Raw genomic sequence first — 23,443 nt, 5'->3', positions numbered from 1 at the left:
CTAGCCTCTGCCAATGGCGAAACCCTGGGTGCGACAGGTGAACGAACCGCTGCGCGACGCGTACTTGGCGCGTCTGGGCTGGCGTTCGGTGCCGCCACCCACGCTGGAGACGCTCAGCGCTCTGCACCGCGCGCAAGTCGAGCGCGTTCCTTATGAGACGGTGTGGATCGCCCTCGGCGAGGCCCGCACCATCGATCCGATCGACTCCGTGCGCTACCTGGCGCGCGGGCGCGGCGGCTACTGCTACCACCTCAACGGCGCCCTCGGCGCGCTGCTCGACTGGCTCGGGTTCGACGTGCACTGGCGGGTCGGCGGCGTCCAGGGCACCGCCGAGCACCCGCGCGGGGCCACCGGCAACCACCTCGTCCTGGAGGTCCACGGCCTGGACGACGCGGTGTGGCTGGTCGACACCGGCCTCGGCGACGGGCTGTACGAGCCCGTGCCCCTGGTCGAGAGCGCCTTCACCCACGCGCCGTACGACTTCGCGCTGCGGCCGTCGGAGACCGGGTGGCGGTTCGACCATGACCCGCAGGGGTCATTCCTCGGCATGGACTTCGCCCCGGCGGAGGCGGCGGTCGAGGACTTCACCGCCGAGCACGAGCGGCTGTCGACCTCGTCCGAGTCCGGCTTCGTCCGAGTCGTGACGGCCGCCCGGCGCGACGCCGACAGCCTCAGCGAGCTGCGCGGACGGGTCCTCACCACCACCGACAAGTCCGGCCGGGACAAGACCATGCTCGACACCAGGGCCGACTACTTCGACCTGCTCGCCGACACCTTCCGGCTCCCGCTGCACGACGTCTCCGCCGACCGCAAGGCCGCCTTGTGGGAGCGTGTGAGCGCCGACCACGAGGCGTACCTGGCAACGCGCGCTTAGGCGCGTCCTGTGGATCACGGCAGGCGCTATCCGCGCCCGCGCGGCCCCTGGACGCACCGCGGGAACGGCCACGGACAACCAGTACGCGACCGTCCCCGCGGCACGCCCAGGAACCACGCGGATCACGAATCCCACCTGCCGTGATCCACAGGACCCGCCTAGTAGTAATAAGGAAAGCGCGACCAGTCCGGGTCGCGCTTCTCCAGGAACGAGTCGCGGCCCTCGACGGCCTCGTCGGTCATGTAGGCCAACCGGGTGGTCTCGCCCGCGAAGATCTGCTGGCCAACGAGCCCGTCGTCGATGGCGTTGAACGCGTACTTGAGCATCCGCTGCGCCGTCGGCGACTTGCCGTTGATCTCCCGCGCCCACTCCAGGGCGGTCGCTTCCAGCTCCGCGTGTGGCACCGCCTGGTTGACCGCGCCCATCTTGACCATGTCCTCGGCGGTGTACGTGCGGCCGAGGAAGAAGATCTCGCGGGCGAACTTCTGGCCGACCTGGCGGGCCAGGTAGGCCGAGCCGAATCCGCCGTCGAAGCTGCCGACGTCGGCGTCGGTCTGCTTGAAGCGGGCGTGCTCGGTGCTGGCCAGGGTCAGGTCGCAGGTCACGTGCAGGCTGTGCCCCCCGCCCGCCGCCCAGCCAGGGACCACGGCGATGACGACCTTGGGCATGAACCGGATCAGCCGCTGGCACTCCAGGATGTGCAGGCGGCCCGCGCGGGCGGGGTCGACTGTCTCGGCGGTCTCGCCGCTGGCGTACTGGTAGCCCGTGCGGCCGCGAATGCGCTGGTCACCGCCGCTGCAGAAGGCCCAGCCGCCGTCCTTGGCCGACGGGCCGTTGCCGGTGAGCAGCACGCAGCCCACATCGGAGCTCATCCGCGCGTGGTCGAGTGCGCGATACAGCTCGTCCACCGTGTGCGGGCGGAAGGCGTTTCGGACCTCGGGCCGGTCGAACGCGATCCGGACGGCTCCGGTGTCCACGGCGCGGTGGTAGGTGATGTCGGTGAAGTCGAACCCGTCGATCTCGCGCCACTGCGCCGGGTCGAACAACTCGGATACCTCGCGGTCAGCCACGCGCCGAGCATGCCGGCGGACCTGTGGACAGTCGTTCGCGGGGTTGGGGGTCGGCGTGTAAAGCTGGGCTGGTGCACGACCTGGACTCGGCTCTGGAAGTGATTCGCAGGCGGGACGACACCGCCGCGAAACACGCGCACGCCCTCTGGCAGGTGATGCGCGCGACCGCGGCGCACCCGACCAAGGTCACCCGCTACGAGGTCCAGCAGATGGTGTGGGGCACGCTTCCGCTGGCCGCCCGCCGCCCCGACGGCGCCGACGCCTTCGCCGACGTCCACGACACGTGCGCGGCCTTCGCCGAACTGCTCGACCTGCTCGGCCACACCGGCTACGCCGACCTGTGCCGCGGCGAGATCACCCGCGCCATCCTCGACGCCGAGGACGCCCGCTACCGGGTCCTGGTCGAGCAGGCGTGGCGGGCCTCGGGCGTCCATCCGCCCAACACGCCCACGCTGACCTGGTCAGACCGCGCGGGCGACGTCGAACAGGCGCTGCGCGCGGCGGCGGGCCGGATGCTGGAGGAGGCCATCGACGCGGGCACCCTGCGGTCCGACGGCGACGACGAGTCCGATCGGGTCGAGCTGGTCATGCGGCTGCTGATGAGCCCGGAGACCGACGGCACGGACACCTGGTTCGGCAAGCTCCTCGATGAGCGGCTCGACTCGTGGACCCGCGGCCGGGGCAGCCAGACCCGCCGCGAGCTGCTGGTCCGGCTGCGCCCGGACGTCCGCCGCGCCCCCGATGCCGAGGGCCACGACCTGCCCGCGCTGGAGAGCCTGCTCGACGCGTGCCGCGGCCCCGGAGTCCGGCTGACCGACCACGGCTACCTGCCCACCGACCTCGTCGCCGACCTGGCCGCGATCATGCCCGCGTGCCGCGAGAACCCGTCAACCGGCCGCGGCGAGTCCCGCTGGCCCCCGGTCCGGCTGCTCCGCGAACTGGCCTCCGACCTTGGCCTGGTCGAACGCGACAACCGCAGGCTCCGGCTGACCGACCGCGGCGCCACCGTCGTCGACGACCCGGACGCGCTGCTGATGGCCGTCGGCGAGGGCATCGTCGCGCTCGACCGGCCCGCGCTGGCGGTGATCCAGGAGGTCACCTTCGCCGCGCTGCTGCTGGAGGACCGGATGTCCCCCGACCGGATCTTCGGCAAGATCACCTATGTGCTGGGCGAGGAACAGTGGACCGATCCGAACGGTGCCCCCTTGGGCGCCGCCCACGCCGAGAAGGTCGGCTCCTGGCTCCTGCGCAGACTCCGCACCCTGGACGCGCTCGACGCCGACTGGACCGCGCGCCGGGTCGGCCTCACCGAGGCGGGCGTGTCCATCGCCCGCTGGGCCCTGCGCACCCGCGTCCTGTTCCCCCAACGCACCCTGGCGATCCCATGACCGCGCGCCCGGCCCACGTGCGACAGCGAGCGGCCGCGCTTGCCGGTGACCGCGTGGCCGCCGTTCCCTCCGATCAAACCCGAAGGGTCGCCTGGTGAACCCGTCCACCGCGATGGCCACCGTCATCGTCGACGAGTTGATCCGCAACGACATCCGCCACGTCGTCCTCTGTCCCGGCTCCCGCGACGCCGCGCTGTTGCTCGCGCTGCACAAGGCCGAAGGTCGGATCACCCTGCATGTCCGCGTGGACGAGCGGTCCGCCGCGTTCCTCGCGCTCGGGCTCGGCCGGGCCACCGGCAGGCCGGCGGCTGTCGTCTGCACCTCCGGCACCGCCGTCGCCAATCTGCACCCGGCGGTCCTCGAAGCCCACCACTCCGGCGTCGGCCTGCTCCTGCTCACCGCCGACCGCCCCCCGGAGCTGCACGGCACCGGCGCCAACCAGACCATCGACCAGCGCAACATCTTCGGCAGCTCCGCCGTCGCGGTCGACTTCCCGGTCGCCGAGGCGCGCGCCGGGCTCAACCCGGTGTGGCGGGGGCTGGTGTGCCGCGGGGTTGCCCGCGCCGAGACCGGTCGCCCGGTCCAGCTCAACATCCCGTTCCGCGAACCCTTGGTGCCGACCGACGTCGCCCCCTGGCCCGACAGCCTCGACGGCCGCCCCGACGGTGCCCGCTGGACCACCTCGTCGGCCGCGCGAACGGTCCCCGGCAACCGCGTCGACTTCCCGCTGCCCGCCCGGTCCCTCATGGTCGTCGGCAGCGGCGACCCGGCCCGCGCGCTGGCGGCGGCCGGGGTCGCGGCGAAGGTGGGCTGGCCCGTCATCGCCGAGCCCGTCGGCGCCGCGGCGGCCGTGGTGAGCGGCGCCCACGTCCTGCGCCGGGGGCCGCTCCTGCTGGGCGGCGGCGCCCTCCCCGAACACCTCCGGCCGGACGCCGTCATCGTCGTCGGCCGCCCGACCCTGTCGCGCGGGGTGCGCGGGCTGATGGACCGAGTGGCGGTGTACGGCATCGGCGACCATCCACAGTGGACAGATCCGCAGTATGTGGCCACCCACGTGCGCGGCTGGCTGGACGAGGACGACCTCGCCCACGTAACCGACCACGACCCGGCCTGGCTCGCGGGCTGGCGCACCGCCGAGGAAGCCGCCGCCGACGCCGTCGACACCGTGCTCGACCAGCACGGCTGGCCCACCGGCGCCCACATCGCCCGCGACCTGGTCGCCGCCCTGCCCACCGGCGCCACCCTCTTCCTCGGCTCCTCCAACCCGGTCCGCGACGTCGACATCGCCGCCGACCCCCGCGCCGACCTCACCATCCACGCCAACCGCGGCGTCGCGGGCATCGACGGCAACGTCTCCACCGCCGCGGGCATCGCCATCGGCTCGGCCACCCCGACCTACGCCCTGGTCGGCGACCTGACGTTCCTGCACGACCTCAACGCCCTGCTCATCGGCCCCGCCGAACAGCGCCCCGACCTCACCGTCGTAGTCCTGAACGACGACGGCGGCGGCATCTTCTCCCTGCTCGAACAGGGCGCCCCCGAACACGCCACCAGCTTCGAGCGAGTCTTCGGCACCCCCCATGGCGCTGACCTCGCCCGACTCTGCGCGGGCTTCCACGTCCCCCACACCCTCGCCGACTCCCCGACGACGTTCGAGAAGGCACTGTCTCCGGCTCCCGGCCTACGGGTGATCGAGGTCCGCACCGACCGAAGCCATTTGCGCGCGACCCACGCCCGCCTCCGCGACGCGGTGGCTGAAGCGGTCGGCTAGTGACGGCGGCCGACCACGGTGACCGCATTACGCGCCGTCACCAGATAGGCGACCAATCGTAGAGGTTCGGGGAGGCGGAACAGTCACTCGATGAAGCGGGCCTGCGGGTGGCAGGGCGAATCACCGTCGAACAGGCCCCGGTCGCGGCCCTTGAGGTGCAGGTCGAAATACGCGGCCAGGTAGTCGTGCTGAACTGCCAGCGACGCCGCCGGGTTGATCGTTCCGACCAGTAGGTCCCGCCGAGCCTGCTCGATGAGGTCATCGAGTTGAGGGACAGCGAACTGCAGGTCGGTGAAGCTGTAGTGCGTGCTGTCGTCGAGGTGCAGGTCCCGCTTCCACCCGCGCTGGCTCGGCCAGAAGTCCACCCAGGTCGGATCGGTCGGGTCCACGTGTGAGTGCTCCCTGTCGCCCACGAAGTCGGCGCCCACCAGCAGGAACGGCCGGTCCAAGCCCTGAACGACCTTGCCCGGCAAACCCGGGCCGTAGCCCATCGTCCCGTCCAGGTTCACCCCGGCGTCGATGCGGCTGTCGTGGACCATCGTCTCGCCCGCCGTGTAGCCGCCGTAGGAGTGCCCGACCATCCCGACTCTGGACAGGTCGACCCCGCGCTCGCCCAGTTCGGTGAGCACGAACCGGGTGTCGGCGACCCTGGCGTCGATCGCGGTCTTCTTGTCGGCGAGGTCGCCCTGGTCGGCGACGGCGAATTCGATCCGTCCGCCGGGGAACTCTACGGCCGCCGACTCGTAGGTGTGTGACATCGACACCACGACGTACCCGCGGCTGGCCAGGTCGTCGGCCAGGCCCGCGTGCATTTCGCGCAGGGAGCCGAAGCCGTGGGAGAACAGCACCATGGGCCACCGGCCGGGCCGTGTCTCGACGCCCTCCCGCGCCTGTCGCCGCGTCGCCTTCCAGTCGACCGAGCCGGGTGCGACACCGAGGAAGTCGGGGCTGGCGGCGATCATGTCGACCACGCCCGCGATGCCGGGAGTCATCCAGGGCGCGCGCCTGCCGCCCGGACGCTCGGTCGGGTAGCTGACGCTGACCATCACCTCGCGCCGCCGGTCGGGTTTCCACGGGTCGGCGCGCGCGGGGTCGACCAAGTGGAGTTCGGTCGCGCCGACCGGATAAGGGCCGGTCAGTGCGGGCATGGTGATCCGCACGCCGGTCTGGGCCTGGGCTGGTACCGCGGTGACCAGCGTGGCCGCGACCGCGGTCACGACCGCCAGTCTGTGCATTGTGGACATTCGATTCGCCTCCCGGTCGACTGCCGCAATGCTCTCGGCGCGTGGGCGCCGGGCGCGTCAGCCTTCGGGCTGAGCCGAAGATCCTCCTGAGGTCGCAGGAGGTGGTTTACCCTCGACGGGTGAACCTGACCCTGCGGGCCCGCCGGATCGCCGCGATCGTGCTACTCGGGGTGGCGGTGACGGTGACCCTGCTCGGGGTCCTGCTGATGATCGCCGCAGGCACCGAGGACGCGGCCATCGAGGGCCACACCGGGCGGGCCGACGCCGACGTCGTCAGCGTCACCGCCGGTCGCACCCTGGTTCGCTTCCACACTCCCGACGGCGGCGAGCACCTGCCCAGCGTCGGGGTGCTCTACCCGGATCAGCTCGAAGAAGGCCAGGTCGTCCGGGTCGAGTACGACACCCGCAACCCCGACCTCGTGCGCGTCGCGGGCCGGGGCGCCACCCTCACCATCCTGCCCGTCGTGACCACCCTGCTCGCGGTCTGGGCGGTGGTGTCCGCGCTGGTCTGGTGGCTGCGCAAGCCCGGCCCTCTGCACCTGCGCAAGCTGCGACCGCGCAGGATCGCGGTGTAACACCTCTCTGCAAATTCGGCGTCCAGGTGTAACATCTATCGGGTGGACCTGGAACGCGAGTTCGAACGCGTCGTCGCGGCCGACCATCGGATCGAGCCGCGCGACTGGATGCCCGACGGCTACCGCCGCACGCTGATTCGCCAGATCGCCCAGCACGCGCACTCCGAGATCATCGGGATGCAGCCGGAGGGCAACTGGATCAGCCGCGCGCCCAGCCTGCGGCGCAAGGCGATCCTGCTGGCCAAGGTGCAGGACGAGGCTGGACACGGCCTCTACCTCTACGCCGCCACCGAGACCCTCGGCGCCGACCGCGAGGACCTCACCACCAAGCTCATCGAGGGCAAGCAGAAGTACTCCTCGATCTTCAACTACCCCACCCTGACCTTCGCCGACGTCGGCGTCATCGGCTGGCTGGTCGACGGCGCCGCGATCTGCAACCAGGTGCCGCTGTGCCGTACGTCGTACGGCCCGTACGCGCGCGCCATGATCAGGGTCTGCAAGGAAGAGTCGTTCCACCAGCGTCAGGGCTATGAGCTGCTGATGACCATGATGCGCGGCACCGACGCGCAGAAGGCCATGGTCCAGGACGCCGTCGACCGCTGGTGGTGGCCCGCGCTGATGATGTTCGGGCCGTCGGACGCCGAGTCGTCCAACACCGAGCAGTCGATGGTCTGGCGGATCAAGCGGCACACCAACGACGAGCTGCGCCAGCGGTTCGTCGACATGTCGGTGCCGCAGGCCGAGAAGCTCGGCGTCACCTTCCCCGATCCGAAGATCGCCTGGAACGCCGACCGCGGCCACCACGACTTCGGCGAGATCGACTGGGACGAGTTCTGGCGGGTCGTCAAGGGCGATGGCCCGTGCAACGCCGAGCGCGTCGAGAACCGGCGCAAGGCCCACGAGGACGGCGCGTGGGTCCGCGAGGCCGCGGCCGCGTACGCCGCGAAGAAGGAGCAGGTGGCATGACCAGGTCTTCGTGGCCGCTCTACGAGGTCTTCGTGCGCGGCAAGCGCGGGCTCAACCACGTCCACGTCGGGTCGCTGCACGCGCCCGACGACGAGATGGCCGTGCGCAACGCCCGCGACCTCTACACCCGGCGCAACGAGGGCGTGAGCATCTGGGTGGTCCGTGCGGACGCGATCACCGCGTCGAGCCCGGACGAGAAGGACCCGTTCTTCGCGCCCGCCGGCGACAAGGTCTACCGGCACCCGACGTTCTATGACATTCCGCAGGATGTGCCGCACCTATGAGTTTCGATAACGCATACGAGTCGCTGATCGAAGGCGGCGAGGAGAAGCACTGGGCCTTCGGTACCGGCTTCGCTGACGCCTTGGCCGGGGTCAACCGGGAGATCCCGGACGTCGACCACGCCGACCTCGCCACCTACTGCCTGATGCTCGGCGATGACGCACTCGTCTACGCCCAGCGACTCGCCGAGTGGTGTGCACGCGCGCCGGAGCTGGAGGAGGACGTCGCGCTGGCCAACATCGCGCTTGATCTGCTCGGCCAAGCCCGCATGCTGCTGTCCCGCGCGGGCGAGATCCAGGGCACCGACGAGGACACCCTGGCCTACCTGCGCGACGAAACCGAGTTCCGCAACGTCCGGCTCGCCGAGATCGACTGCGGCCCCGGCCCCGGCGGCGACTTCGCCACCACGATCGCGCGCCTGCTGGTCTTCGCGACCTGGCGGCTGGCCCTGCTCGACGCGCTGACCGGCTCGGCCGACCCGGTGATCGCCGCGGTCGCCGCCAAGGGCGTCAAGGAGGTCGCCTACCACCGCGACCACGCCGCCCAGTGGGTCCTGCGGCTGGCGGGCGGTACGGACTACTCGCGCGAGCGGATGGTCGCAGGCCTGGCCAAGGTGTGGCCGCTGCTCGATGAGCTGTTCACTCCGCACCCGATCGAATCACGGCTGGTCGAGGCCGGTGTCGCGGTCGACCCGGCCCAGCTCCGGTCCGAAGTGGACAGCATCCTGGACATCGTCCTCGGCGCCGCTGACTTGGTCCGACCGGAGGTCTCGCGGTGGCCGGGGACTGGTCGCGACGGCGTGCACACCGAGGAACTGGGTCCGCTGCTGGCCGAGATGCAGCAGGTCGCGCGGGCGTTGCCGGGAGCGGTCTGGTGAGCGAGCTTGCGAGCGAGCCCATTGACACAGTGCGCCCGCGAGCGGTGGCCCGGAGCCTGCGAGGGCGCGCCAACCTCGCGCAGCAGGTCGCCGAATCGGTGCTCGATCCCGAGCTCCCGGTGCTGACCCTGGCCGACCTCGGCGTGCTGCGCGAGGTCCGCCAGGACGACGACCGGGTGGTCGTGACCATCACGCCCACCTATTCGGGCTGCCCCGCCCTCGACGAGATGCGGGCCGACCTGCACACCAAGCTCACCGAGGCGGGCTACGCCAAGGTCGAGATCCGCACCGCGCTGCACCCGGCGTGGACCACCGACTGGATCAGCGAGGACGGCCTGCGCAAGCTCGCCGACCACGGCATCGCCCCGCCCCAGCGCCTCGGCCCCCGCGCCGTCGGCCCGATCCCGCTCAACCTGGCTCCGCCCGCGCGCCGGGTGGCGTGCCCGCGCTGCGGCTCCGCGCGCACGACCGAGCTGTCCCGGTTCGGCTCCACCGCGTGCAAGGCGCTGCGCCGCTGCGAGGACTGCCGCGAACCGTTCGAACAAGTCAAGGAGATCTAGTGACGGCCGCCATGACCCGCCGGTCGACCTTCCACGCGCTGCCCGTGGCGCGGGTCGACCGACTCTGTGACGACGCCGTCGCGGTCACCCTCGACGTGCCCGCCGAACTGGCCGACGAGTTCGCCTTCCGCGCCGGGCAGTACCTGACCCTGCGCCAGACCGTCGACGGACACGAGGAACGGCGCTCGTACTCGATCTGCGCCCCGGTCGGCGCGGCCCCGCGGATCGGGGTACGCCGGGTCGAGGGCGGGCTGTTCTCCAGCCAACTGGTCGACTCGCTGGCACCGGGCGACGTGCTGGAAGTCCTTGCCCCGCTGGGGAACTTCACCCCCGACCTGGCGGTGTCCGGCCACCACGCGTTCGTCGCGGCGGGGTCCGGCATCACGCCCGTACTGTCCATTGTGGGCACTGTGCTGGCCGACCCGGACAGCCGGGTCACGCTGGTCTATGGCAACCGGCGGTCGGACACGGTGATGTTCGCCGAGGAACTGTCGGACCTCAAAGACCGCTACCAGACCCGGCTGCAGCTGGTGCACGTGCTCTCCCGCGAACCCGGCGACGTGGAACTGTTCTCCGGCAGAATCGACGCCGAGCGGTTCGCCGCTCTGTGCGACCGGGTCGTGCCCGCGCAGGACGTCGACCACTGGTGGCTGTGCGGCCCGTTCGGACTGGTCCAGGACGCTTTCCAGGTCCTCAAGGAGCGAGGCGTCGGCGCCGACCGGATCCACCGCGAACTGTTCTATGTGGACGAACCGCCGCCGGAGCCCAAGCGAGCCGAGGACCGGCTGACCGGCGGGCCGACCGCGGCGGTCACGATCGTCCTGGACGGCCGCGAGACCACCCTGCCCCTGCCTTACGACACCCCCATCCTCGACGCGGCCCAGCGGGTCCGCGCGGATCTCCCGTTCGCTTGCAAGGGCGGGGTGTGCGGCACGTGCCGGGCCAAGGTCGTCACCGGCACGGTCGAGATGCGCCGCAACTACGCGCTGGAACAGCACGAACTCGACGCGGGCTTCGTCCTGACCTGCCAGGGTCTCCCGGTCACCGAAACCGTCACGGTCGACTTCGACGCCTAGCCCGCCACCATCCGGGGACGGCCAGGCCCGCCCAAGCCCGCACGGAACGCAAGGGGCCCAACAGAAACTGAACCGCTCCCCGGAAGTTGGACTGCGTAAGTAAAGGTTAGGGCGCGAGGGCCTGGGCTCGGTATTCGACCGGGCTCAGGCCCTTCAGCGTGGTGGAGATGCGGGTGTTGTTGTACCAGTCGAGGTACTCGTCCAGGGCTGTGGTGAACTCCTCGACGGTGCCGAACGTGTCATGGTTGAACATTTCCTCCTTGAGGTGGCCGAAGAAGTTCTCGGCGAGTGAGTTGTCCAGGCAGTTGGCTCGCCGGGACATCGACTGCGGCAGACCCGCGTCGGCCAGCAGCGCGCGCCAGGAGGCGTGTTGGTACTGGAAGCCCTGGTCGGAGTGCACCAGCGGTGTGGCCCCGGCGTTCAGGGTGGCGATGGCCTCGCGCAGCGAGGAGTTCGTCAGTTCCAGCGACGGGGACGGGCCGTGGGTGTAGGCGATGACGGATCGGTCGAACAGGTCGATCACCGGTGACAGGTAGATCTTGCGGTCCGCGATGCGGAACTCGGTGACGTCGGTGACCCACTTCGTGTCGGGGGCCTGGGCGCTGAACTGGCGGTTCAGCACGTTCTCGGCGACCGTGCCTGCCTGCCCGAGCCAGGACCGATACCGCCGCGGCCGCCGCACCTTGCAGACCAGGCCCAGGGTGTTCATCAGCTTGAGCACGGTCTTCTTGGCCACCCGCCGGCCCTGGCGGGCCAGCACGAGGTGAATCCGCCGATGCCCGTATCGGCCACGAGCCTGCTCGAACGCCTCGGTGATCGCGGCCTTGAGACCCGCGTGCGGATCGGGGCGCGACAGCCGGGCCTGCTGGTAGAAGAACGTCGACCGGGCCACACCGGCGACCTCCAGCAGCACCGGCAGCGGATAGTCGGCCTTGAGAGTGGCGATGACCTGGGTTTTCACCCTCGCCCCTGCTCCCTCAAGGCCCGCAATTTTTTTAGGTAGGCCACCTCCGCGGACAGCCGCAGGTTCTCCCGCCGCAACCGCTCCAGCTCGCTTGGCGCCGGCGCGGGCGATCGCGTGTCACCGGCGGGCGGCCGCCCTTTCGGCTTGGGCCGCAACGCTTCGGCGCCCTCACGCCGATACAGCCGCACCCAGTTCTCGACCAGCTTGGGCGAGGACAGGTCATGCTCGCGCGCGAGCTCGATCGCGGTCGCCTCACCGCTGACGAACCGCCGCACCACATCGAGCTTGAACTCGAACGTGAACGACCGCTTGCCCGGCACCATCACCAGCGCCCCCGCGCCTCGCAGCCTCCAACGATCATGCAAGCGTCCCACCGCGTCCGGGGACACACCCAGCCGGGTCGCGACCGCGCCTCTGCCATACCCGGCCTCGAACAACGCGACAGCAGCCTCCCGCTGCCGCTCCGACAACGAACTACCTGGATACACCAAACCGCTCCCCGGAAGACGGAACTGGATTACCAGTCCAACTTCCGGGGAGCAGTTCAAACGGCCTGTTTGGGTGGTTCGCCTTGATTTGGGGTGAATGGGCCTAAACTTTCGGCGCGGGTGGGCTTCACCTGGCCCACCTTTTAGACCCGCGCAGGCCCATTCGAGGGGCCCCAAATCAAGGCGAATCACCCAAACAGGCGCCCCACCCCAAGCAGGCCGTTCTGTCGATCACGCGCAAATCGGCACCGCCTAGAGCCATGCCGCGACCCCGAGAACGACCGCGTCAGCAGCCAACAGCACCGTCGCCGCGAGGAAGAACGAACGCGGCCGATCCGGCGCTTTCAGCTCGGCAGGCCTGGTCGCCTTGGCTGGGAATAGATCGCCCCAGCCGCGGGCGTGCTCGTCGACATACCGGTCCACGTCCTGCCTCGCGATGCTGAACCCAATGTACGCCCGGCCCAGCCAGGCCGCACAGACCAGGGCGAAGATCGCCAAGCCGCCGAGACCGCCCGCCGAGTAGACCGTCACGTGCTCTTGGCGCTCGAACTCCTGGCGCCTGCGGAACGGCGCGGGGGTCGTTCTCGAACTCGACAAGCCCCCGAGCCTCGTTCAGGGTGGGTCCGACTTGCTCCATGGGCTCGCCGTCGACGTCCACAGCGCGGCTGTTACCTCAGCCGATCGCCGTCTCCTGCCACCAGCCGAGGACCTGGTCGGCCACCCCCGGAGCCGCCACCAGCAGGCCGTCCACCGGGAGCGGGTCATCCTCCCCATGCCGGTCCAGCACCGCCGCCCCCGACTCGATGGCCAGCGCGACCGAGCCCGCCACGTCCCACTCGTGGTAGCTGTGCAGCACCGCCGCCGCCGCGTGGCCCAGTGCCACCTGGGCGATCGCCAGCGCCGCCGAACCCAGCACCCGGACCCCCGCGTGCGCCAGCGCCGCCCGTTCGATGAAGCCGCCCATCCCGGGCCACGGACCGTTGCGGGCCAACTCCGTGCAGACGATCGCCCCCGCCGTGGAAGTCCGGTCGGTCAGCGACACCCGCACCCCGTTCGCCCGCGCGCCCCGGCCGCGCGCCGCGGCGTAGATCTGGCCGCGGTAGGGGTCGGCCACGACTCCGACGACCGGGCCCTCGGCGTCGACCAAGGCCAGGCTGTAGGCGCACCAGGGGACCCCGGCGACGTAGTTGGCCGTCCCGTCGACCGGGTCGACCACCCATCGGTACTCGGCCTCGTCGGCGCCGACGTCGGCGCCGAACTCCTCGCCGATCACGGGGATGCCGGGGAACTCGGCGGTCAGCACCCGGCGGGTGTGGCGTTCCAGGGTGCGGTCGGTGTCGGTCACCCAGTCGAACGGCGAGTCCTTCACCCCGGGCCTCGCCCCACGTCCGGCTGTCGCGGTGATGACATCCGTGGCGTCGTTCGCGAGGCGTCCCGCCACCTCAAGGGCTCGGGACAGCAAGCCGGGATTGACCGGCTTGCGGGGACGAGAGGACAAGAGCGTCATGCCAACCTAGAGTGACCACCCCGGGTGTCCGCGACACGACGCCGAGATGTCCTCTTGACGAGGATGAGACCAAGGTTGGTCGCCTCGGCGGTACCCCCCTCTTGTTCCGGTGTAGTTCGCCAGACGGTCACACGACCTACTACTTCAGGGTAAAGGCCGGGTGCGACGTTTCCACCCGTGCGCGTAGCGATCGTGACCGAGAGCTTTTTGCCGCAGGTCAACGGTGTCACCAACTCCGTCCTGCGGGTAGTCGAGCACCTCCACCAGCGTGGCCACCAGGCGATGGTCGTCGCGCCCGGCGCCGGGCCGGACCACTACCTGCACGCGAGTGTGCGCAGGGTCAGAGCGGTGGACCTACCGGTCATCACCTCCCTGCCGATCGGGGTGCCGACGCCGAAGATCCTGACGGACCTGGCCGAGTTCGACCCGGACGTGGTCCACCTCGCCTCCCCGTTCGTCTTGGGCGCGGGCGGACTCTGGGCGGCCAGACGCCTCGGCGTGCCGACCGTGGCGGTCTACCAGACCGACGTGGCCGGGTTCGCCGCGTCCTACGGCCTGAGCCGGGGCTCGCGGGCGGCGTGGCGGTGGATCCGCCGCATCCACGCCAACTCCGACCGCACCCTGGCGCCGTCCAGCGCGTCTGTGCGCGACCTGACCGAGCACGGCATCCCCCGCGTGCACCGCTGGGGCCGCGGCGTCGACACCCGGCGGTTCGCCCCCGAGCACGTCGACCGCGCCCTGCGCGCCGAGTTGGCGCCCAACGGTGAGCTGCTGGTCGGCTATGTCGGCAGGCTCGCGCCGGAGAAGCAGGTGCAGCACCTCGCGGTGCTCAACGACCTGCCCGGCGTGCGGGTCGTCGTGGTCGGCGACGGTCCTGACCTGGCGAGCCTGCGCGAGAAGATGCCCACCGCGGCGTTCCTCGGCTTCCGCGGCGGTGCCGAGCTGGCCGCGGCCTACGCCAGCCTCGACGTGTTCGTCCACACCGGCCCGCACGAGACCTTCTGCCAGACCGTCCAGGAGGCGATGGCCTCCGGGCTGCCGGTGCTAGCCCCCGACGCGGGCGGTCCGCGCGACCTTGTCGATCACGGTCGCACGGGGTTCCTGCTCGACCCGAACCGCTTCGGGGTAGAACTTCGCCCGACCGTCGAGCGGATGGCCGACGCGCTGCTGCGTCGCCGGATGGGCGCGGCCGCGCGAGCGGACGTGCAAGGCCGCACCTGGGGTGCGGTCTGCGAGGAACTGCTCGGACACTACGACGAGGTCGCGCTAGGAAGACGGCGGCGGCCCAAGGCGGCTTAGTGCGCATCGTCCAACTCGCCAACTTCTACGGACCGCGCTCAGGCGGGCTGCGCACCGCGCTGCACCACCTGGGCGCGGGGTACGTCGCCGCCGGGCACGAGGTCACCCTTGTGGTCCCCGGCCGTGCGCGCGACGACGAACTGTTGCCCTCCGGGGTCCGGCGGATCACCCTGCCCGCGCCCTGCATCCCCGGCACCGGCGGCTACCGCGCCGTCGACCCGGTGCGGGTGAAGGCCCTGATGCCACACCTGCGGCCAGACCGGCTGGAGGTCTCCGACCGGCTCACCCTGCGCGGGATGGGCGCGTGGGCGTGGAGCAACGGCGTGCCGAGCGTGGTGATCTCCCACGAGCGGCTCGACCGGCTGCTGGAGCAGTTCCTGCTGCCCGCGCCGGTGGCTCGCCGCTTCGCCGACTTCGCCAACCGCCGGATGGCCGCCTCCTACGACACGGTGGTGTGCACCACGGCGTTCGCGCGCGGCGAGTTCGACCGCATCGGCGCGGCCAACGTGCTCCGGGTGCCGTTGGGGGTCGACTTGGCCACCTTCGCCCCGACCCGACACGACGGCGCGCTGCGCTCGACGCTGGCCCAGGGCGCGGAGGCGCTGCTGGTGCACTGCGGTCGGCTCTCGCCGGAGAAGCACGTCGAACGTAGCGTCGACGCGCTCGCCGAACTGCACGGCGCGGGCCACCGGGTCCGGCTGGTCGTCGCGGGCGACGGCCCCCGCATGTCCGCGCTGCGGCGGCGGGCGGTGGGGCTGCCGGTGACCTTCCTCGGCTTCGTCGCCGACCGCTCCGACGTGGCCAGCCTGCTGGCCACCGCCGACGTGTCGCTGGCCCCCGGTCCACATGAGACATTCGGGCTGGCGGCGCTGGAGGCGCTGGCCTCCGGCACGCCGGTCGTGGTCTCCCAGTCCTCCGCGCTGGGCGAACTGGTCCAGCCGGACTGCGGCGCCGCGGTGTCCGACCACGCCCCGGCCTTCGCGGGCGCGGTCGAGGGACTGCTGTCGGTCCCCGAGCGCGACCGGCGCGCGGCGGCGCGGGCGCGGGCCGAGCAGTTCGACTGGCCGACGTCGGTGCGGGGAATGCTGACCGCGCTGAGCCTCAACTGAGGGGTTCTCGTACGCTTCGGCCATGGCTCGCGCCGGTTTGGACAAGGATCCGCACGACATCGCCGAGATGTTCGACGGGGTCGCCAAGGGATATGACCGGACCAACTCGGTCATGACCCTCGGCTTCGACCGGCGATGGCGCGAACAGACCCGCAGGGTCCTCGACGCGGTGCCGGGGGAGAAGGTCCTCGACCTCGCCGCCGGGACCGCGGTGTCCACCGTCGAGTACGCCCGCTCCGGCGCGTGGTGCGTCGCCGCCGACTTCTCCCAGGAGATGCTGCGCGGCGGCAAGCGGCGCCCGGTGCCCAAGGTCGCCGCCGACGCCTTTCACCTGCCGTTCGCCACCGGCTCGTTCGACGCGGTGACCGTGTCCTTCGGCCTGCGCAACATGAACGACACGGTGGCCGCGCTCAAGGAGATGGCCCGGGTGACCAGGCCGGGCGGCCGCCTGGTGATCTGCGAGGTCGCCCAGCCACCGTGGCGCCCGCTGCGCTGGCTGTACCACAACACGGTGCTGCGCGGCCTGCCCTTGGTGACCCGGCCGTTCTCGTCGAACGCCGAGGCCTACCGCTACCTGGCCGAGTCGATGCGCGACTGGCACGACCAGCGCACCGTCGCCGAGATGATCGCCGCCGCGGGCTGGGGCGAGGTCGAGTGGCTCAACCTCACCTTCGGCGTCGTGGCCCTCCACCGAGCGGTAAAGAATTAGCGGACCGCGACCTGGTTCGTCTGCCAGCGATCGATCCGCCACATGATCGCCAGCGCGAACACGGCCGCCAGGCCCGCCAGCCCACCGCTCACCGCGTTGGCGATGAGCACCTGCTCGAACGCCTTCTCGGTGCTCTCGTCGGCGAGGAAGTTCACCGCGTAGAGGTCGACGGCGTTCATCGCGAGGAACAGACCCCACCACACACTGACCGTCTTGCTCGGCGGCACGTCCCGCAGGTCGGCGCCGCGGGCGGGCACGTCCGGCCTGCTGGCCCGCCACACGTCACCCACCACCATCTGCGGCCACCACAGGTTCGCCACCGGCACGAACCACCCGAACACCGCCCACCGAATCCGCAACCGCTGCGGCGCGTCACACATCCGCGCCGAGTTCACCCGGGCCCGCCACAGCCACGCGATGAACGCGATCCCGGACAGCGTCAACCCCGCCAACCATCCCCATGACAGGTATTCGGCGTTGCGCTCAGCGGTGTCGAGCTGCTCCGCGGTGACCGTCGGAATCGCCGACAGGGCGTCACGGACCAGGAAATACGAGCGCCACGCCTGCCAGAACGCCAACCCGGCGACGGCCGCGGTGATCAGGATCAACAACGAGGCGACGAACCGCGCGGCTCGCGCGGGCCGGATGAGCGGCCGCTCGTCGGGCAGCACTCTGGCGATGCCGTAGGCGGGGGTGTCGTCGTCGGGATCGGTCATCGCTCGTGGGCCTCCTTGGCTCACCCGGTGATCGCTGGTTCGGCTGAGCCCGTTTCAGGTTACGACGCGGGTACGCGGGCGAGTTCCTGCCATTGGACGATCTGGCGCATGACCAGGATCACCAGGACCCCGGCCGCCGCCATCAGGGTCAACGAGATGGTCTCCGCCACCGCCAAGGCCTGGAACTGCTCGATCGTCGGGTTTTCCGCGTCGAGCAGCTGGGGTGCCACGAACCGGTCGATCGCGAGGCCGGTCGCCATACAGCCCCACCACAGGGCGACCAGTCCGCTGCCGGGGACGAACTTCAGCTCGTCGAGACCGTCCGACCGCAAGTCCACCAGTCGCCGCCGGGTATCCGGGTTGCTGGCCTTCCAGATGTCGGACACGACCTGGAACGGGAACCACAGGTTCACGATCGGGACGAACCACGCGCCGATCAGCCAGCGGCGGGAGCGGCGGTGCTCGGCGTCACAGAGGATCTCCGAGTTCTTGCGGGCGCGGTAGAGCCAGGTGATGAAGATGACGCCCGAGATCGCGAGGGCGAACAGGTAGATCAGGGTGAGCCGGACGATGCGGTCGTCGGCGGCATACAGGTCGAACGCGCTCACCCCTGGGTCGTTCCACAGGAAGCGCTGGGCCAGGAAATACGAGTCCCACGTCGCCCAGGCGACGATCAGCGCCATCACTGTCGTGGCCGCGACAAGGACCGCCGAGACGACGCTCCACGCGCGTATCGGCAGCAGCGTGATGCGGCGGATAGGCGGGTCGTAGGGCATGGCGGGCACAGACATGTTTCTCCCCCAGGAGACGGACCGGTGAGTCCGCGAGATATCGGACACGGCGGGTGTTCCGTTTCACCCCTCTAGACTCGGGGGCAAGAACGTGAAGGCTTTCACAAGGAGCGCGATGAGCACTTCGATCAGCCGCCGCCGGGCGGGCGAGGACGCCGAGGTCATCGTGGTGGGCGCCGGGCCCGCCGGATCCACCGCGGCGACCTACCTGGCCAGGGCCGGGCTTGACGTGCTGCTCCTGGAGAAGGGCACCTTCCCGCGCGAGAAGGTCTGCGGCGACGGGCTCACCCCGCGTGGGGTCAAGCAGCTCATCGATCTGGGGATCGACACCCGCGAAGAGGCGGGCTGGCTGCACAACAAGGGCCTGCGCGTCGTCGGCGGTGGGGTCACCCTCGAACTCGACTGGCCCGACCTGGCGTCGTTCCCGCCTTACGGCGTGGTCCGGCCCCGCCAGGACTTCGACGAGATGCTCGCCCGCACCGCCCAGCGCGCGGGTGCTCGGCTCACCGAGGAGACCACGGTCACCGGCGCGGTCACCGACGAGCGCACCGGCCGGGTGGTCGGCGTCGAGGCGAAGGTGGGCAAGGAGAAGACCCCGGTCACCTACCGCGCCCCGATCGTGCTGGCCTGCGACGGCGTCTCCGCGCGGCTGGCGCTGTCGGTCGGGCTGGAGAAGATCGACAGCAGGCCGATGGGCGTCGCCGTCCGCCGCTACTACGCCAGCCCGCGCAGCAAGGACGACTACCTGGAGTCCCACCTGGAGCTGTGGGACAGGTCCGACCCCGCCAACCCCGTGCTGCTGCCCGGCTACGGCTGGATCTTCGGCATGGGCGACGGCACGGTCAACGTCGGCCTGGGCATCCTGTCGACGTCGAAGGCGTTCGGCAGCACCGACTACCGCAAGCTCATGCGGTCCTGGTTGGACGGCACCCCCGAGGAGTGGGGCTTCCGCGAACACAACGCCATCGGCAAGGTCGGCGGCGCCGCGCTGCCGATGGGCTTCAACCGCACCCCGCACTACCGCCCCGGCCTGCTGCTCGTCGGCGACGCGGGCGGGCTGGTCAACCCGTTCAACGGCGAAGGCATCGGCTACGCGATGGAGTCGGCCAGGCTCGCCGCCGAGTGCGTCGTGCAGGCCATGGCCCGCGCCGAGGGACCCGCGCGGGAGAAGGCCCTGCACGGCTACCCGGTCGCGCTGCGGGAGGCGCTGGGCAGCTACTACCGGCTGGGCAACATCTTCTCCAAGCTCATCGGCAACCCCGCGGTGATGCGTGCGGCCACCAAGTACGGCCTACCTCGCAAGACGATGATGAAGCTCGTCCTCAAGCTCCTCGCAGGCCTCTACGACCCCAAGGATGGCGACGCTTTCGACCGCGTGATCACCGCGGCCACCCGCATCGCCCCGACGGTCCGGTGAATGGCCCCGGGATTGGCCCCTACGGATCGGCTCCCGAACTGGCACCGTGACCGCCAAGATGGATAGGTGAGTTCAAACGCCGTCGGAGCGCTGGTCCGTGAGCTGCGAACGTCCTTGGGGTGGTCGCAGGCGCGACTGGCTGACGAGTTGTGCGAAGCCTCTGGACACGCGACCGCGACCAGGGAGGACGTGTCCCGGTGGGAGCGGGGGAAACGAACTCCCGGGCCGTATTGGTTGGCACAGTTGGCGGCGGTCCTCGAAGTGCCCCGTCAGGTGCTGGAGGGAGCGAAAGTGGATCGCCGTGCTTTCATCAGCTCATTAGCCGCCACGGCGATAGCTCCTGTCATCGCGTCCGATCTCATAGCTCACGGATTCGATGCGGCGCTCAGAGGTGGCGGCCCGGACATCGAGGCATGGCGAGACCGATTGGCGACCTACGGCACCGACTATATGACCGAAGGCGCAGCGGAGATACAGCGCAGGCTAGCGGGCGACCTCGTGGTCGCACAGCAGCAATTGGATTCATCTCGGATGTGGGAGATCGTCGCCAAGCTGATGACTCTCTTCGCGAAGACATTCCCCGGCGCGGACGGCTCAAAGGCGGTCACCTGGTATCGGAACGCTGTAATCGCAGCGGACCGCTCCGAGAACATCGATACCAGGGTGTGGGTTCGCGGCAGGGCCGCAATCGCGTTGGGTTATGAAGGAGCGTCGCTCGGGATCGCCGACATGTTCGCCGAACAGGCGCTCCAGATCAGCGACAAGCCGTCAATCGGGCTGCTGAACGCCGTCATGGGAAAGGCACATGCCGCTGCCCTTCGTGGGGATTTCGGCGCGGCGCGGGAATTGCTCGCCGAAGGGCGCAGGGTCTTCGACAAGACTGGGAGTGATGATGGTGCGTGCGGGGGACCGCGACGGCGGGGTTGAGCACGGTGAGGCCGCTCTTGCCGCGTTGCCCCCTGAACGACACAGTCTGACCCTGCGAATGCTGATGGACGAGATTCGGGCCGCATAGCGGATGGCCCCTGCGGCGGCTCTGGGCTCGCGGAGCCTCTCTTCGTAATTTTCATGGTCAGAGCGGATCCATCCGTTCGACAATGGATTGAGTGGGAGGTCGACCATGGGAGCGGTGCAGACAAGTGTTTGGGTGGAAGATTTGGCGGCTGTTCGTCGCGGACCGGGTGTGATGACCATGGCCGCCGTGCTCGCCACCGCCGAACCTCGCCAGTTGATCGATGGGGCACTGTTCGATCGGCTTGTCTCCCGGATCACCGAGGATGAGCTGTTGTCGGCCGACCTGGCGACGAGGGTGCTCGAACAAACCCTTGTCTTCCTGAAGGCATGCGCGGACAACCCCGATGTCCTGCTGTCGCCGTCCAAAGCCGTGGACGGTGGATGGCACACGTTCGTCCTGCACACCTACGAGTACGCGTGCTTCTGTGAAGCTGTCGCAGGCCGGTTCGTTCACCACAACCCGATTCGTACCGACGACATCCGGACGGGTGAGGCGTTGGAGCGGACGATGGTCGCTCTGCGCGCGACCGGATACCGGGTCGATGAGGAACTGTGGAGAGTCGATGCCGCGGACTGCAACCAGTGTCACGCGGGTTGCTATGACAGTCCCTAGGCTCATTTCGTGCGAGTCACGTGGAATCAACTGCCGCCCGCGGTTCGTGATGTGATCGACCGCAGGACAGGTGGAGTGGTCTCCTCGGCCCCGGTGTCTGGTGGGGCCGCGGAGATCGCTTTGGCCCTGACCACCCGGTCTGGGCGCGTGTTCGTCAAGGGTGCGCGGGGCGAGCGGGCCATGATCGAAGGTCGAGTCCAGCCTTACTTGCCCGTGATCGCGCCCCGGATGCTCTGGCAGGAGACCATCGAATCCTGGTTCATCCTCGCGTTCGAGCACGTCGACGGACGGCATGTCAGTCTCGCGCCGAGTTCATCCGATCTTGGGCGGGTTGCCGACGCGGCGCATCGGATCTCGCTTGTTCGGTGTCCTGACCTGCCGGTGCTCCCGGTGGAAAACAGGTGGGCTCGGTTCGCGACCCCGGAGTCACTGGCCTTGCTGCGCGGCGACTTCCTCGTACACACGGACCTCACCCCGGAGAACTTCCTCGTGGCGAGTGATCAGACGTGGGTGGTGGACTGGGGATGGCCGAGCGTCGGAGCACCATGGCTAGACACGGTCACGCTGGTCGTGCGCCTGATCCAATCGGGTCACGATCCGGCTGAAGCTGAGGAATGGGCGCAGCACATACCGGCGTGGCGGGATGCCCCGCGTGCAGGCGTCCGTGCGTATGCCGAGATTCGAGCGGCCGTCGCGGAACGGAACGCAGCCCCGATTCGCGACGCGTGGCTGGCCTATCGAACCTGGCTCTCAACCGTCCGGTAACAAAAGGTCAGCCCGCGCCAGCGGGCTGTTGTCGTGCAGGCTGTTCGCGAGTTCGTGGAACAGCCAGCTGAACCAATCCCGCACTACCGTCCAGTAACAAGGATTCGCTTCCGCTAGCGGGCTGTTAGCGCTGGTCAAGGCCCTTTCAGTACGTCTGTCGTGGACATCACTTGTTCACGGAGAGTTGCCAAGGGGGCCGAGTTTCGCGCTGTGAGCCAGGTCCTAGACTGCCCCTGATTACTTGTGAAGCCCTTCACAGCCGAGCGGTCTCGCTTGTGAATGTTTTCACAAACGTCACCCGAATTAGTTAGGTCGCCCTAACCGATTTGGGTGTGACCGAGGACCCATAGGGTTCCGGCCGTGAGCGGCGGGGAAAGGACAGCGGCGGTGTCGATGCTCCAAGCACAAACAGCGGACGTGTCGTCGGGACTGGGGATCTACTTCCCGTTGGTCGTGATGTTCGTCCTGGCCGCGGGCTTCGCGGTGTTCTCCGCGCTGCTCGGTCCGCTGCTCGGCCCGAGTCGCTACAACCGGGCCAAGTTCGAGGCATACGAGTGCGGCATCGAGCCGTCCCCGCAGCCCGTCGTCGGCGGCGGCCGGGTGCCGGTGGCCTACTACCTCACGGCGATGCTGTTCATCCTGTTCGACATCGAAATGGTGTTCCTCTACCCGTTCGCGGTCTCGGCGGACGCCCTCGGCCTGTTCGGCCTGGTGGAGATCTTCTTGTTCATCGCGACAGTCGGCTTCGCGTACGCCTATGTGTGGCGGCGCGGCGGCCTCGACTGGAACTGACGGGGGAAGGAGGCAGACGTCATGGGTATCGAGGAGAAGCTTCCCAACGGAATCATGTTGGCCAGCCTGGAAAAGCTGGTCAACTGGGGCCGCAAGAACTCCCTGTGGCCTGCCACGTTCGGCCTGGCCTGCTGTGCCATCGAGATGATGACCACCGGTGGTCCGCGCTATGACATCGCACGCTTCGGCATGGAGGCCTTCCGCGCCTCCCCGCGCCAGGCCGACCTGATGATCGTCGCGGGCCGGGTCACCAACAAGATGGCCCCGGTGCTGCGCCAGATCTACGACCAGATGGCCGAGCCGCGCTGGGTGCTGGCGATGGGCGTGTGTGCCTCGTCCGGCGGCATGTTCAACAACTACGCCGTCGTCCAGGGTGTCGACCACATCGTGCCGGTCGACATGTACCTGCCCGGCTGTCCGCCGCGCCCGGAGATGCTGCTCGACGCGATCCTCAAGCTGCACGCCAAGATCCAGGACGAGCCGATCAACGCCACGCGCGCGGCGATCCGCGCGGCCAGTGGCGAGCGCACCGAGCTGATCGCGTCCTCCATCAAGTACGCGCCGAAGAAGAAGTAG

26 protein-coding genes and 1 pseudogene are annotated in these 23,443 nt (G+C 69.7%); 18 read left to right on the top strand and 9 right to left on the bottom strand.

Features of this window, described 5'->3' with window-relative positions; genetic code table 11:
• Positions 1-13 precede the first annotated feature (13 nt).
• Positions 14-874 carry an arylamine N-acetyltransferase gene (locus BN1701_RS23975; protein WP_054052425.1) on the top strand — a complete coding sequence of 287 codons (861 nt, stop codon included), beginning with the start codon at positions 14-16 and terminating at the stop codon, positions 872-874.
• A gap of 158 nt (positions 875-1,032) precedes the next feature.
• Here the strand turns inward: BN1701_RS23975 and BN1701_RS23970 are convergent, their stop codons facing one another.
• On the bottom strand, positions 1,033-1,944 hold the full coding sequence (locus BN1701_RS23970) for a 1,4-dihydroxy-2-naphthoyl-CoA synthase (RefSeq protein WP_054052423.1): 912 nt from the start codon (positions 1,942-1,944) through the stop codon (positions 1,033-1,035).
• A 71-nt stretch (positions 1,945-2,015) separates the two neighbouring features.
• On the opposite strand from BN1701_RS23970, the gene BN1701_RS23965 reads away from it, so the two are divergent.
• Positions 2,016-3,332, top strand: a complete 1,317-nt coding sequence (locus tag BN1701_RS23965; protein WP_054052421.1) for a hypothetical protein — start codon at positions 2,016-2,018, stop codon at positions 3,330-3,332.
• Positions 3,333-3,426: 94 nt separating this feature from the next.
• The gene (gene menD, locus BN1701_RS23960; protein ID WP_054052419.1) at positions 3,427-5,103 is read left to right on the top strand and encodes a 2-succinyl-5-enolpyruvyl-6-hydroxy-3-cyclohexene-1-carboxylic-acid synthase; all 1,677 of its coding nucleotides are present in this window, start codon (positions 3,427-3,429) and stop codon (positions 5,101-5,103) included.
• 83 nt (positions 5,104-5,186) lie between these two features.
• On the opposite strand, the gene BN1701_RS23955 is transcribed toward menD, so the two are convergent.
• Complete coding sequence (locus BN1701_RS23955) at positions 5,187-6,320, bottom strand: alpha/beta hydrolase family protein (RefSeq protein WP_369800600.1); 1,134 nt, start codon at positions 6,318-6,320, stop codon at positions 5,187-5,189.
• Positions 6,321-6,466: 146 nt separating this feature from the next.
• Here BN1701_RS23955 and BN1701_RS23950 point away from each other — a divergent pair, with 146 nt between their 5' ends.
• The 6 genes from BN1701_RS23950 to paaE are packed head-to-tail and all read left to right on the top strand — an operon-like array spanning position 6,467 to position 10,683.
• Positions 6,467-6,922: a DUF3592 domain-containing protein gene (locus BN1701_RS23950; RefSeq protein WP_067520866.1), complete on the top strand. Its 456-nt coding sequence runs from the start codon at positions 6,467-6,469 to the stop codon at positions 6,920-6,922.
• A gap of 42 nt (positions 6,923-6,964) precedes the next feature.
• Entirely contained in the window at positions 6,965-7,888 is a 924-nt protein-coding gene (paaA, locus tag BN1701_RS23945) for a 1,2-phenylacetyl-CoA epoxidase subunit PaaA (RefSeq protein WP_054052416.1), read from the top strand.
• On the top strand, positions 7,885-8,172 hold the full coding sequence (paaB, locus tag BN1701_RS23940; RefSeq protein ID WP_054052414.1) for a 1,2-phenylacetyl-CoA epoxidase subunit PaaB: 288 nt from the start codon (positions 7,885-7,887) through the stop codon (positions 8,170-8,172). The genes paaA and paaB overlap by 4 nt, the downstream gene beginning before the upstream one ends.
• Positions 8,169-9,047: a 1,2-phenylacetyl-CoA epoxidase subunit PaaC gene (gene paaC, locus BN1701_RS23935; RefSeq protein ID WP_054052412.1), complete on the top strand. Its 879-nt coding sequence runs from the start codon at positions 8,169-8,171 to the stop codon at positions 9,045-9,047. Before paaB ends, paaC begins: the two co-directional genes overlap by 4 nt.
• 56 nt (positions 9,048-9,103) lie before the next feature.
• The gene (gene paaD / locus BN1701_RS23930) at positions 9,104-9,607 is read left to right on the top strand and encodes a 1,2-phenylacetyl-CoA epoxidase subunit PaaD (RefSeq protein WP_054056082.1); all 504 of its coding nucleotides are present in this window, start codon (positions 9,104-9,106) and stop codon (positions 9,605-9,607) included.
• A gap of 11 nt (positions 9,608-9,618) precedes the next feature.
• Positions 9,619-10,683 carry a 1,2-phenylacetyl-CoA epoxidase subunit PaaE gene (paaE, locus tag BN1701_RS23925; RefSeq protein WP_082860411.1) on the top strand — a complete coding sequence of 355 codons (1,065 nt, stop codon included), beginning with the start codon at positions 9,619-9,621 and terminating at the stop codon, positions 10,681-10,683.
• A 106-nt stretch (positions 10,684-10,789) separates the two neighbouring features.
• On the opposite strand, the gene BN1701_RS35965 is transcribed toward paaE, so the two are convergent.
• From BN1701_RS35965 to BN1701_RS23905, 5 genes and pseudogenes are all read right to left on the bottom strand, one after another.
• Complete coding sequence (locus BN1701_RS35965; protein WP_054048734.1) at positions 10,790-11,644, bottom strand: IS3 family transposase; 855 nt, start codon at positions 11,642-11,644, stop codon at positions 10,790-10,792.
• Entirely contained in the window at positions 11,641-12,012 is a 372-nt protein-coding gene (locus BN1701_RS37535) for a helix-turn-helix domain-containing protein (protein ID WP_231949588.1), read from the bottom strand. The genes BN1701_RS35965 and BN1701_RS37535 overlap by 4 nt, the downstream gene beginning before the upstream one ends.
• A 24-nt stretch (positions 12,013-12,036) precedes the next feature.
• Positions 12,037-12,135 (bottom strand): annotated as a pseudogene (locus tag BN1701_RS38315) (hypothetical protein); the annotation flags it as partial.
• Positions 12,136-12,387: 252 nt separating this feature from the next.
• The gene (locus tag BN1701_RS23910) at positions 12,388-12,732 is read right to left on the bottom strand and encodes a hypothetical protein (protein ID WP_054052409.1); all 345 of its coding nucleotides are present in this window, start codon (positions 12,730-12,732) and stop codon (positions 12,388-12,390) included.
• A gap of 76 nt (positions 12,733-12,808) precedes the next feature.
• Complete coding sequence (locus tag BN1701_RS23905; RefSeq protein WP_054052407.1) at positions 12,809-13,642, bottom strand: inositol monophosphatase; 834 nt, start codon at positions 13,640-13,642, stop codon at positions 12,809-12,811.
• Positions 13,643-13,819: 177 nt separating this feature from the next.
• Here BN1701_RS23905 and BN1701_RS23900 point away from each other — a divergent pair, with 177 nt between their 5' ends.
• Genes BN1701_RS23900 through BN1701_RS23890 form a run of 3 tightly spaced genes read left to right on the top strand, consistent with a single transcriptional unit; the run spans position 13,820 to position 16,759 of the window.
• Entirely contained in the window at positions 13,820-14,941 is a 1,122-nt protein-coding gene (locus tag BN1701_RS23900; RefSeq protein WP_054052405.1) for a glycosyltransferase family 1 protein, read from the top strand.
• Positions 14,941-16,050 carry a glycosyltransferase gene (locus tag BN1701_RS23895; protein WP_054052403.1) on the top strand — a complete coding sequence of 370 codons (1,110 nt, stop codon included), beginning with the start codon at positions 14,941-14,943 and terminating at the stop codon, positions 16,048-16,050. Before BN1701_RS23900 ends, BN1701_RS23895 begins: the two co-directional genes overlap by 1 nt.
• Positions 16,051-16,072: 22 nt before the next feature.
• Positions 16,073-16,759 carry a demethylmenaquinone methyltransferase gene (locus BN1701_RS23890; protein WP_054052401.1) on the top strand — a complete coding sequence of 229 codons (687 nt, stop codon included), beginning with the start codon at positions 16,073-16,075 and terminating at the stop codon, positions 16,757-16,759.
• Here the strand turns inward: BN1701_RS23890 and BN1701_RS23885 are convergent.
• Both BN1701_RS23885 and BN1701_RS23880 read right to left on the bottom strand, forming a co-directional pair.
• Complete coding sequence (locus tag BN1701_RS23885) at positions 16,756-17,475, bottom strand: DUF4328 domain-containing protein (protein ID WP_054052400.1); 720 nt, start codon at positions 17,473-17,475, stop codon at positions 16,756-16,758. The two genes, BN1701_RS23890 and BN1701_RS23885, sit on opposite strands and share 4 nt — an antisense overlap.
• A 59-nt stretch (positions 17,476-17,534) precedes the next feature.
• Positions 17,535-18,266, bottom strand: coding sequence for a DUF4328 domain-containing protein (locus BN1701_RS23880; RefSeq protein ID WP_082860014.1), 732 nt, complete (start codon positions 18,264-18,266; stop codon positions 17,535-17,537).
• Positions 18,267-18,381: 115 nt separating this feature from the next.
• Here BN1701_RS23880 and BN1701_RS23875 point away from each other — a divergent pair, with 115 nt between their 5' ends.
• The 6 genes from BN1701_RS23875 (at position 18,382) to BN1701_RS23850 (ending at position 23,443) form a co-directional block, all read left to right on the top strand.
• The gene (locus BN1701_RS23875) at positions 18,382-19,683 is read left to right on the top strand and encodes a geranylgeranyl reductase family protein (protein WP_054052390.1); all 1,302 of its coding nucleotides are present in this window, start codon (positions 18,382-18,384) and stop codon (positions 19,681-19,683) included.
• Between the two features lie 66 nt (positions 19,684-19,749).
• The gene (locus BN1701_RS23870) at positions 19,750-20,610 is read left to right on the top strand and encodes a helix-turn-helix domain-containing protein (RefSeq protein WP_197672137.1); all 861 of its coding nucleotides are present in this window, start codon (positions 19,750-19,752) and stop codon (positions 20,608-20,610) included.
• 259 nt (positions 20,611-20,869) lie between these two features.
• On the top strand, positions 20,870-21,310 hold the full coding sequence (locus BN1701_RS23865; protein WP_197672136.1) for a hypothetical protein: 441 nt from the start codon (positions 20,870-20,872) through the stop codon (positions 21,308-21,310).
• Between the two features lie 9 nt (positions 21,311-21,319).
• Positions 21,320-22,075 (top strand): phosphotransferase, encoded by a 756-nt coding sequence (locus BN1701_RS23860; RefSeq protein ID WP_157368188.1) that lies wholly within the window; start codon positions 21,320-21,322, stop codon positions 22,073-22,075.
• 393 nt (positions 22,076-22,468) lie between these two features.
• A complete protein-coding gene (locus BN1701_RS23855; RefSeq protein WP_054056080.1) occupies positions 22,469-22,867 on the top strand; it encodes an NADH-quinone oxidoreductase subunit A in 399 nt (132 codons plus the stop codon).
• A 21-nt stretch (positions 22,868-22,888) separates the two neighbouring features.
• A complete protein-coding gene (locus BN1701_RS23850; protein WP_054052382.1) occupies positions 22,889-23,443 on the top strand; it encodes an NADH-quinone oxidoreductase subunit B family protein in 555 nt (184 codons plus the stop codon).

The organism is Alloactinosynnema sp. L-07 (assembly GCF_900070365.1).
Classification (GTDB): Bacteria; Actinomycetota; Actinomycetes; order Mycobacteriales; family Pseudonocardiaceae; genus Actinokineospora.
This window is presented reverse-complemented; position numbering and strand designations above follow the sequence as displayed.

Excerpts from the sequence above, each read along its gene's own strand:
- BN1701_RS23975 (WP_054052425.1), top strand. The coding sequence starts at position 14 with ATGGCGAAACCCTGGGTGCGACAGGTGAACGAACCGCTGCGCGACGCG.
- paaB (WP_054052414.1), top strand. The coding sequence starts at position 7,885 with ATGACCAGGTCTTCGTGGCCGCTCTACGAGGTCTTCGTGCGCGGCAAG.
- paaC (WP_054052412.1), top strand. The coding sequence starts at position 8,169 with ATGAGTTTCGATAACGCATACGAGTCGCTGATCGAAGGCGGCGAGGAG.
- paaE (WP_082860411.1), top strand. The coding sequence starts at position 9,619 with ATGACCCGCCGGTCGACCTTCCACGCGCTGCCCGTGGCGCGGGTCGAC.
- BN1701_RS23905 (WP_054052407.1), bottom strand. The coding sequence starts at position 13,642 with ATGACGCTCTTGTCCTCTCGTCCCCGCAAGCCGGTCAATCCCGGCTTG.
- BN1701_RS23890 (WP_054052401.1), top strand. The coding sequence starts at position 16,073 with ATGGCTCGCGCCGGTTTGGACAAGGATCCGCACGACATCGCCGAGATG.
- BN1701_RS23885 (WP_054052400.1), bottom strand. The coding sequence starts at position 17,475 with ATGACCGATCCCGACGACGACACCCCCGCCTACGGCATCGCCAGAGTG.
- BN1701_RS23880 (WP_082860014.1), bottom strand. The coding sequence starts at position 18,266 with ATGTCTGTGCCCGCCATGCCCTACGACCCGCCTATCCGCCGCATCACG.
- BN1701_RS23875 (WP_054052390.1), top strand. The coding sequence starts at position 18,382 with ATGAGCACTTCGATCAGCCGCCGCCGGGCGGGCGAGGACGCCGAGGTC.
- BN1701_RS23865 (WP_197672136.1), top strand. The coding sequence starts at position 20,870 with ATGACCATGGCCGCCGTGCTCGCCACCGCCGAACCTCGCCAGTTGATC.
- BN1701_RS23855 (WP_054056080.1), top strand. The coding sequence starts at position 22,469 with ATGCTCCAAGCACAAACAGCGGACGTGTCGTCGGGACTGGGGATCTAC.
- BN1701_RS23850 (WP_054052382.1), top strand. The coding sequence starts at position 22,889 with ATGGGTATCGAGGAGAAGCTTCCCAACGGAATCATGTTGGCCAGCCTG.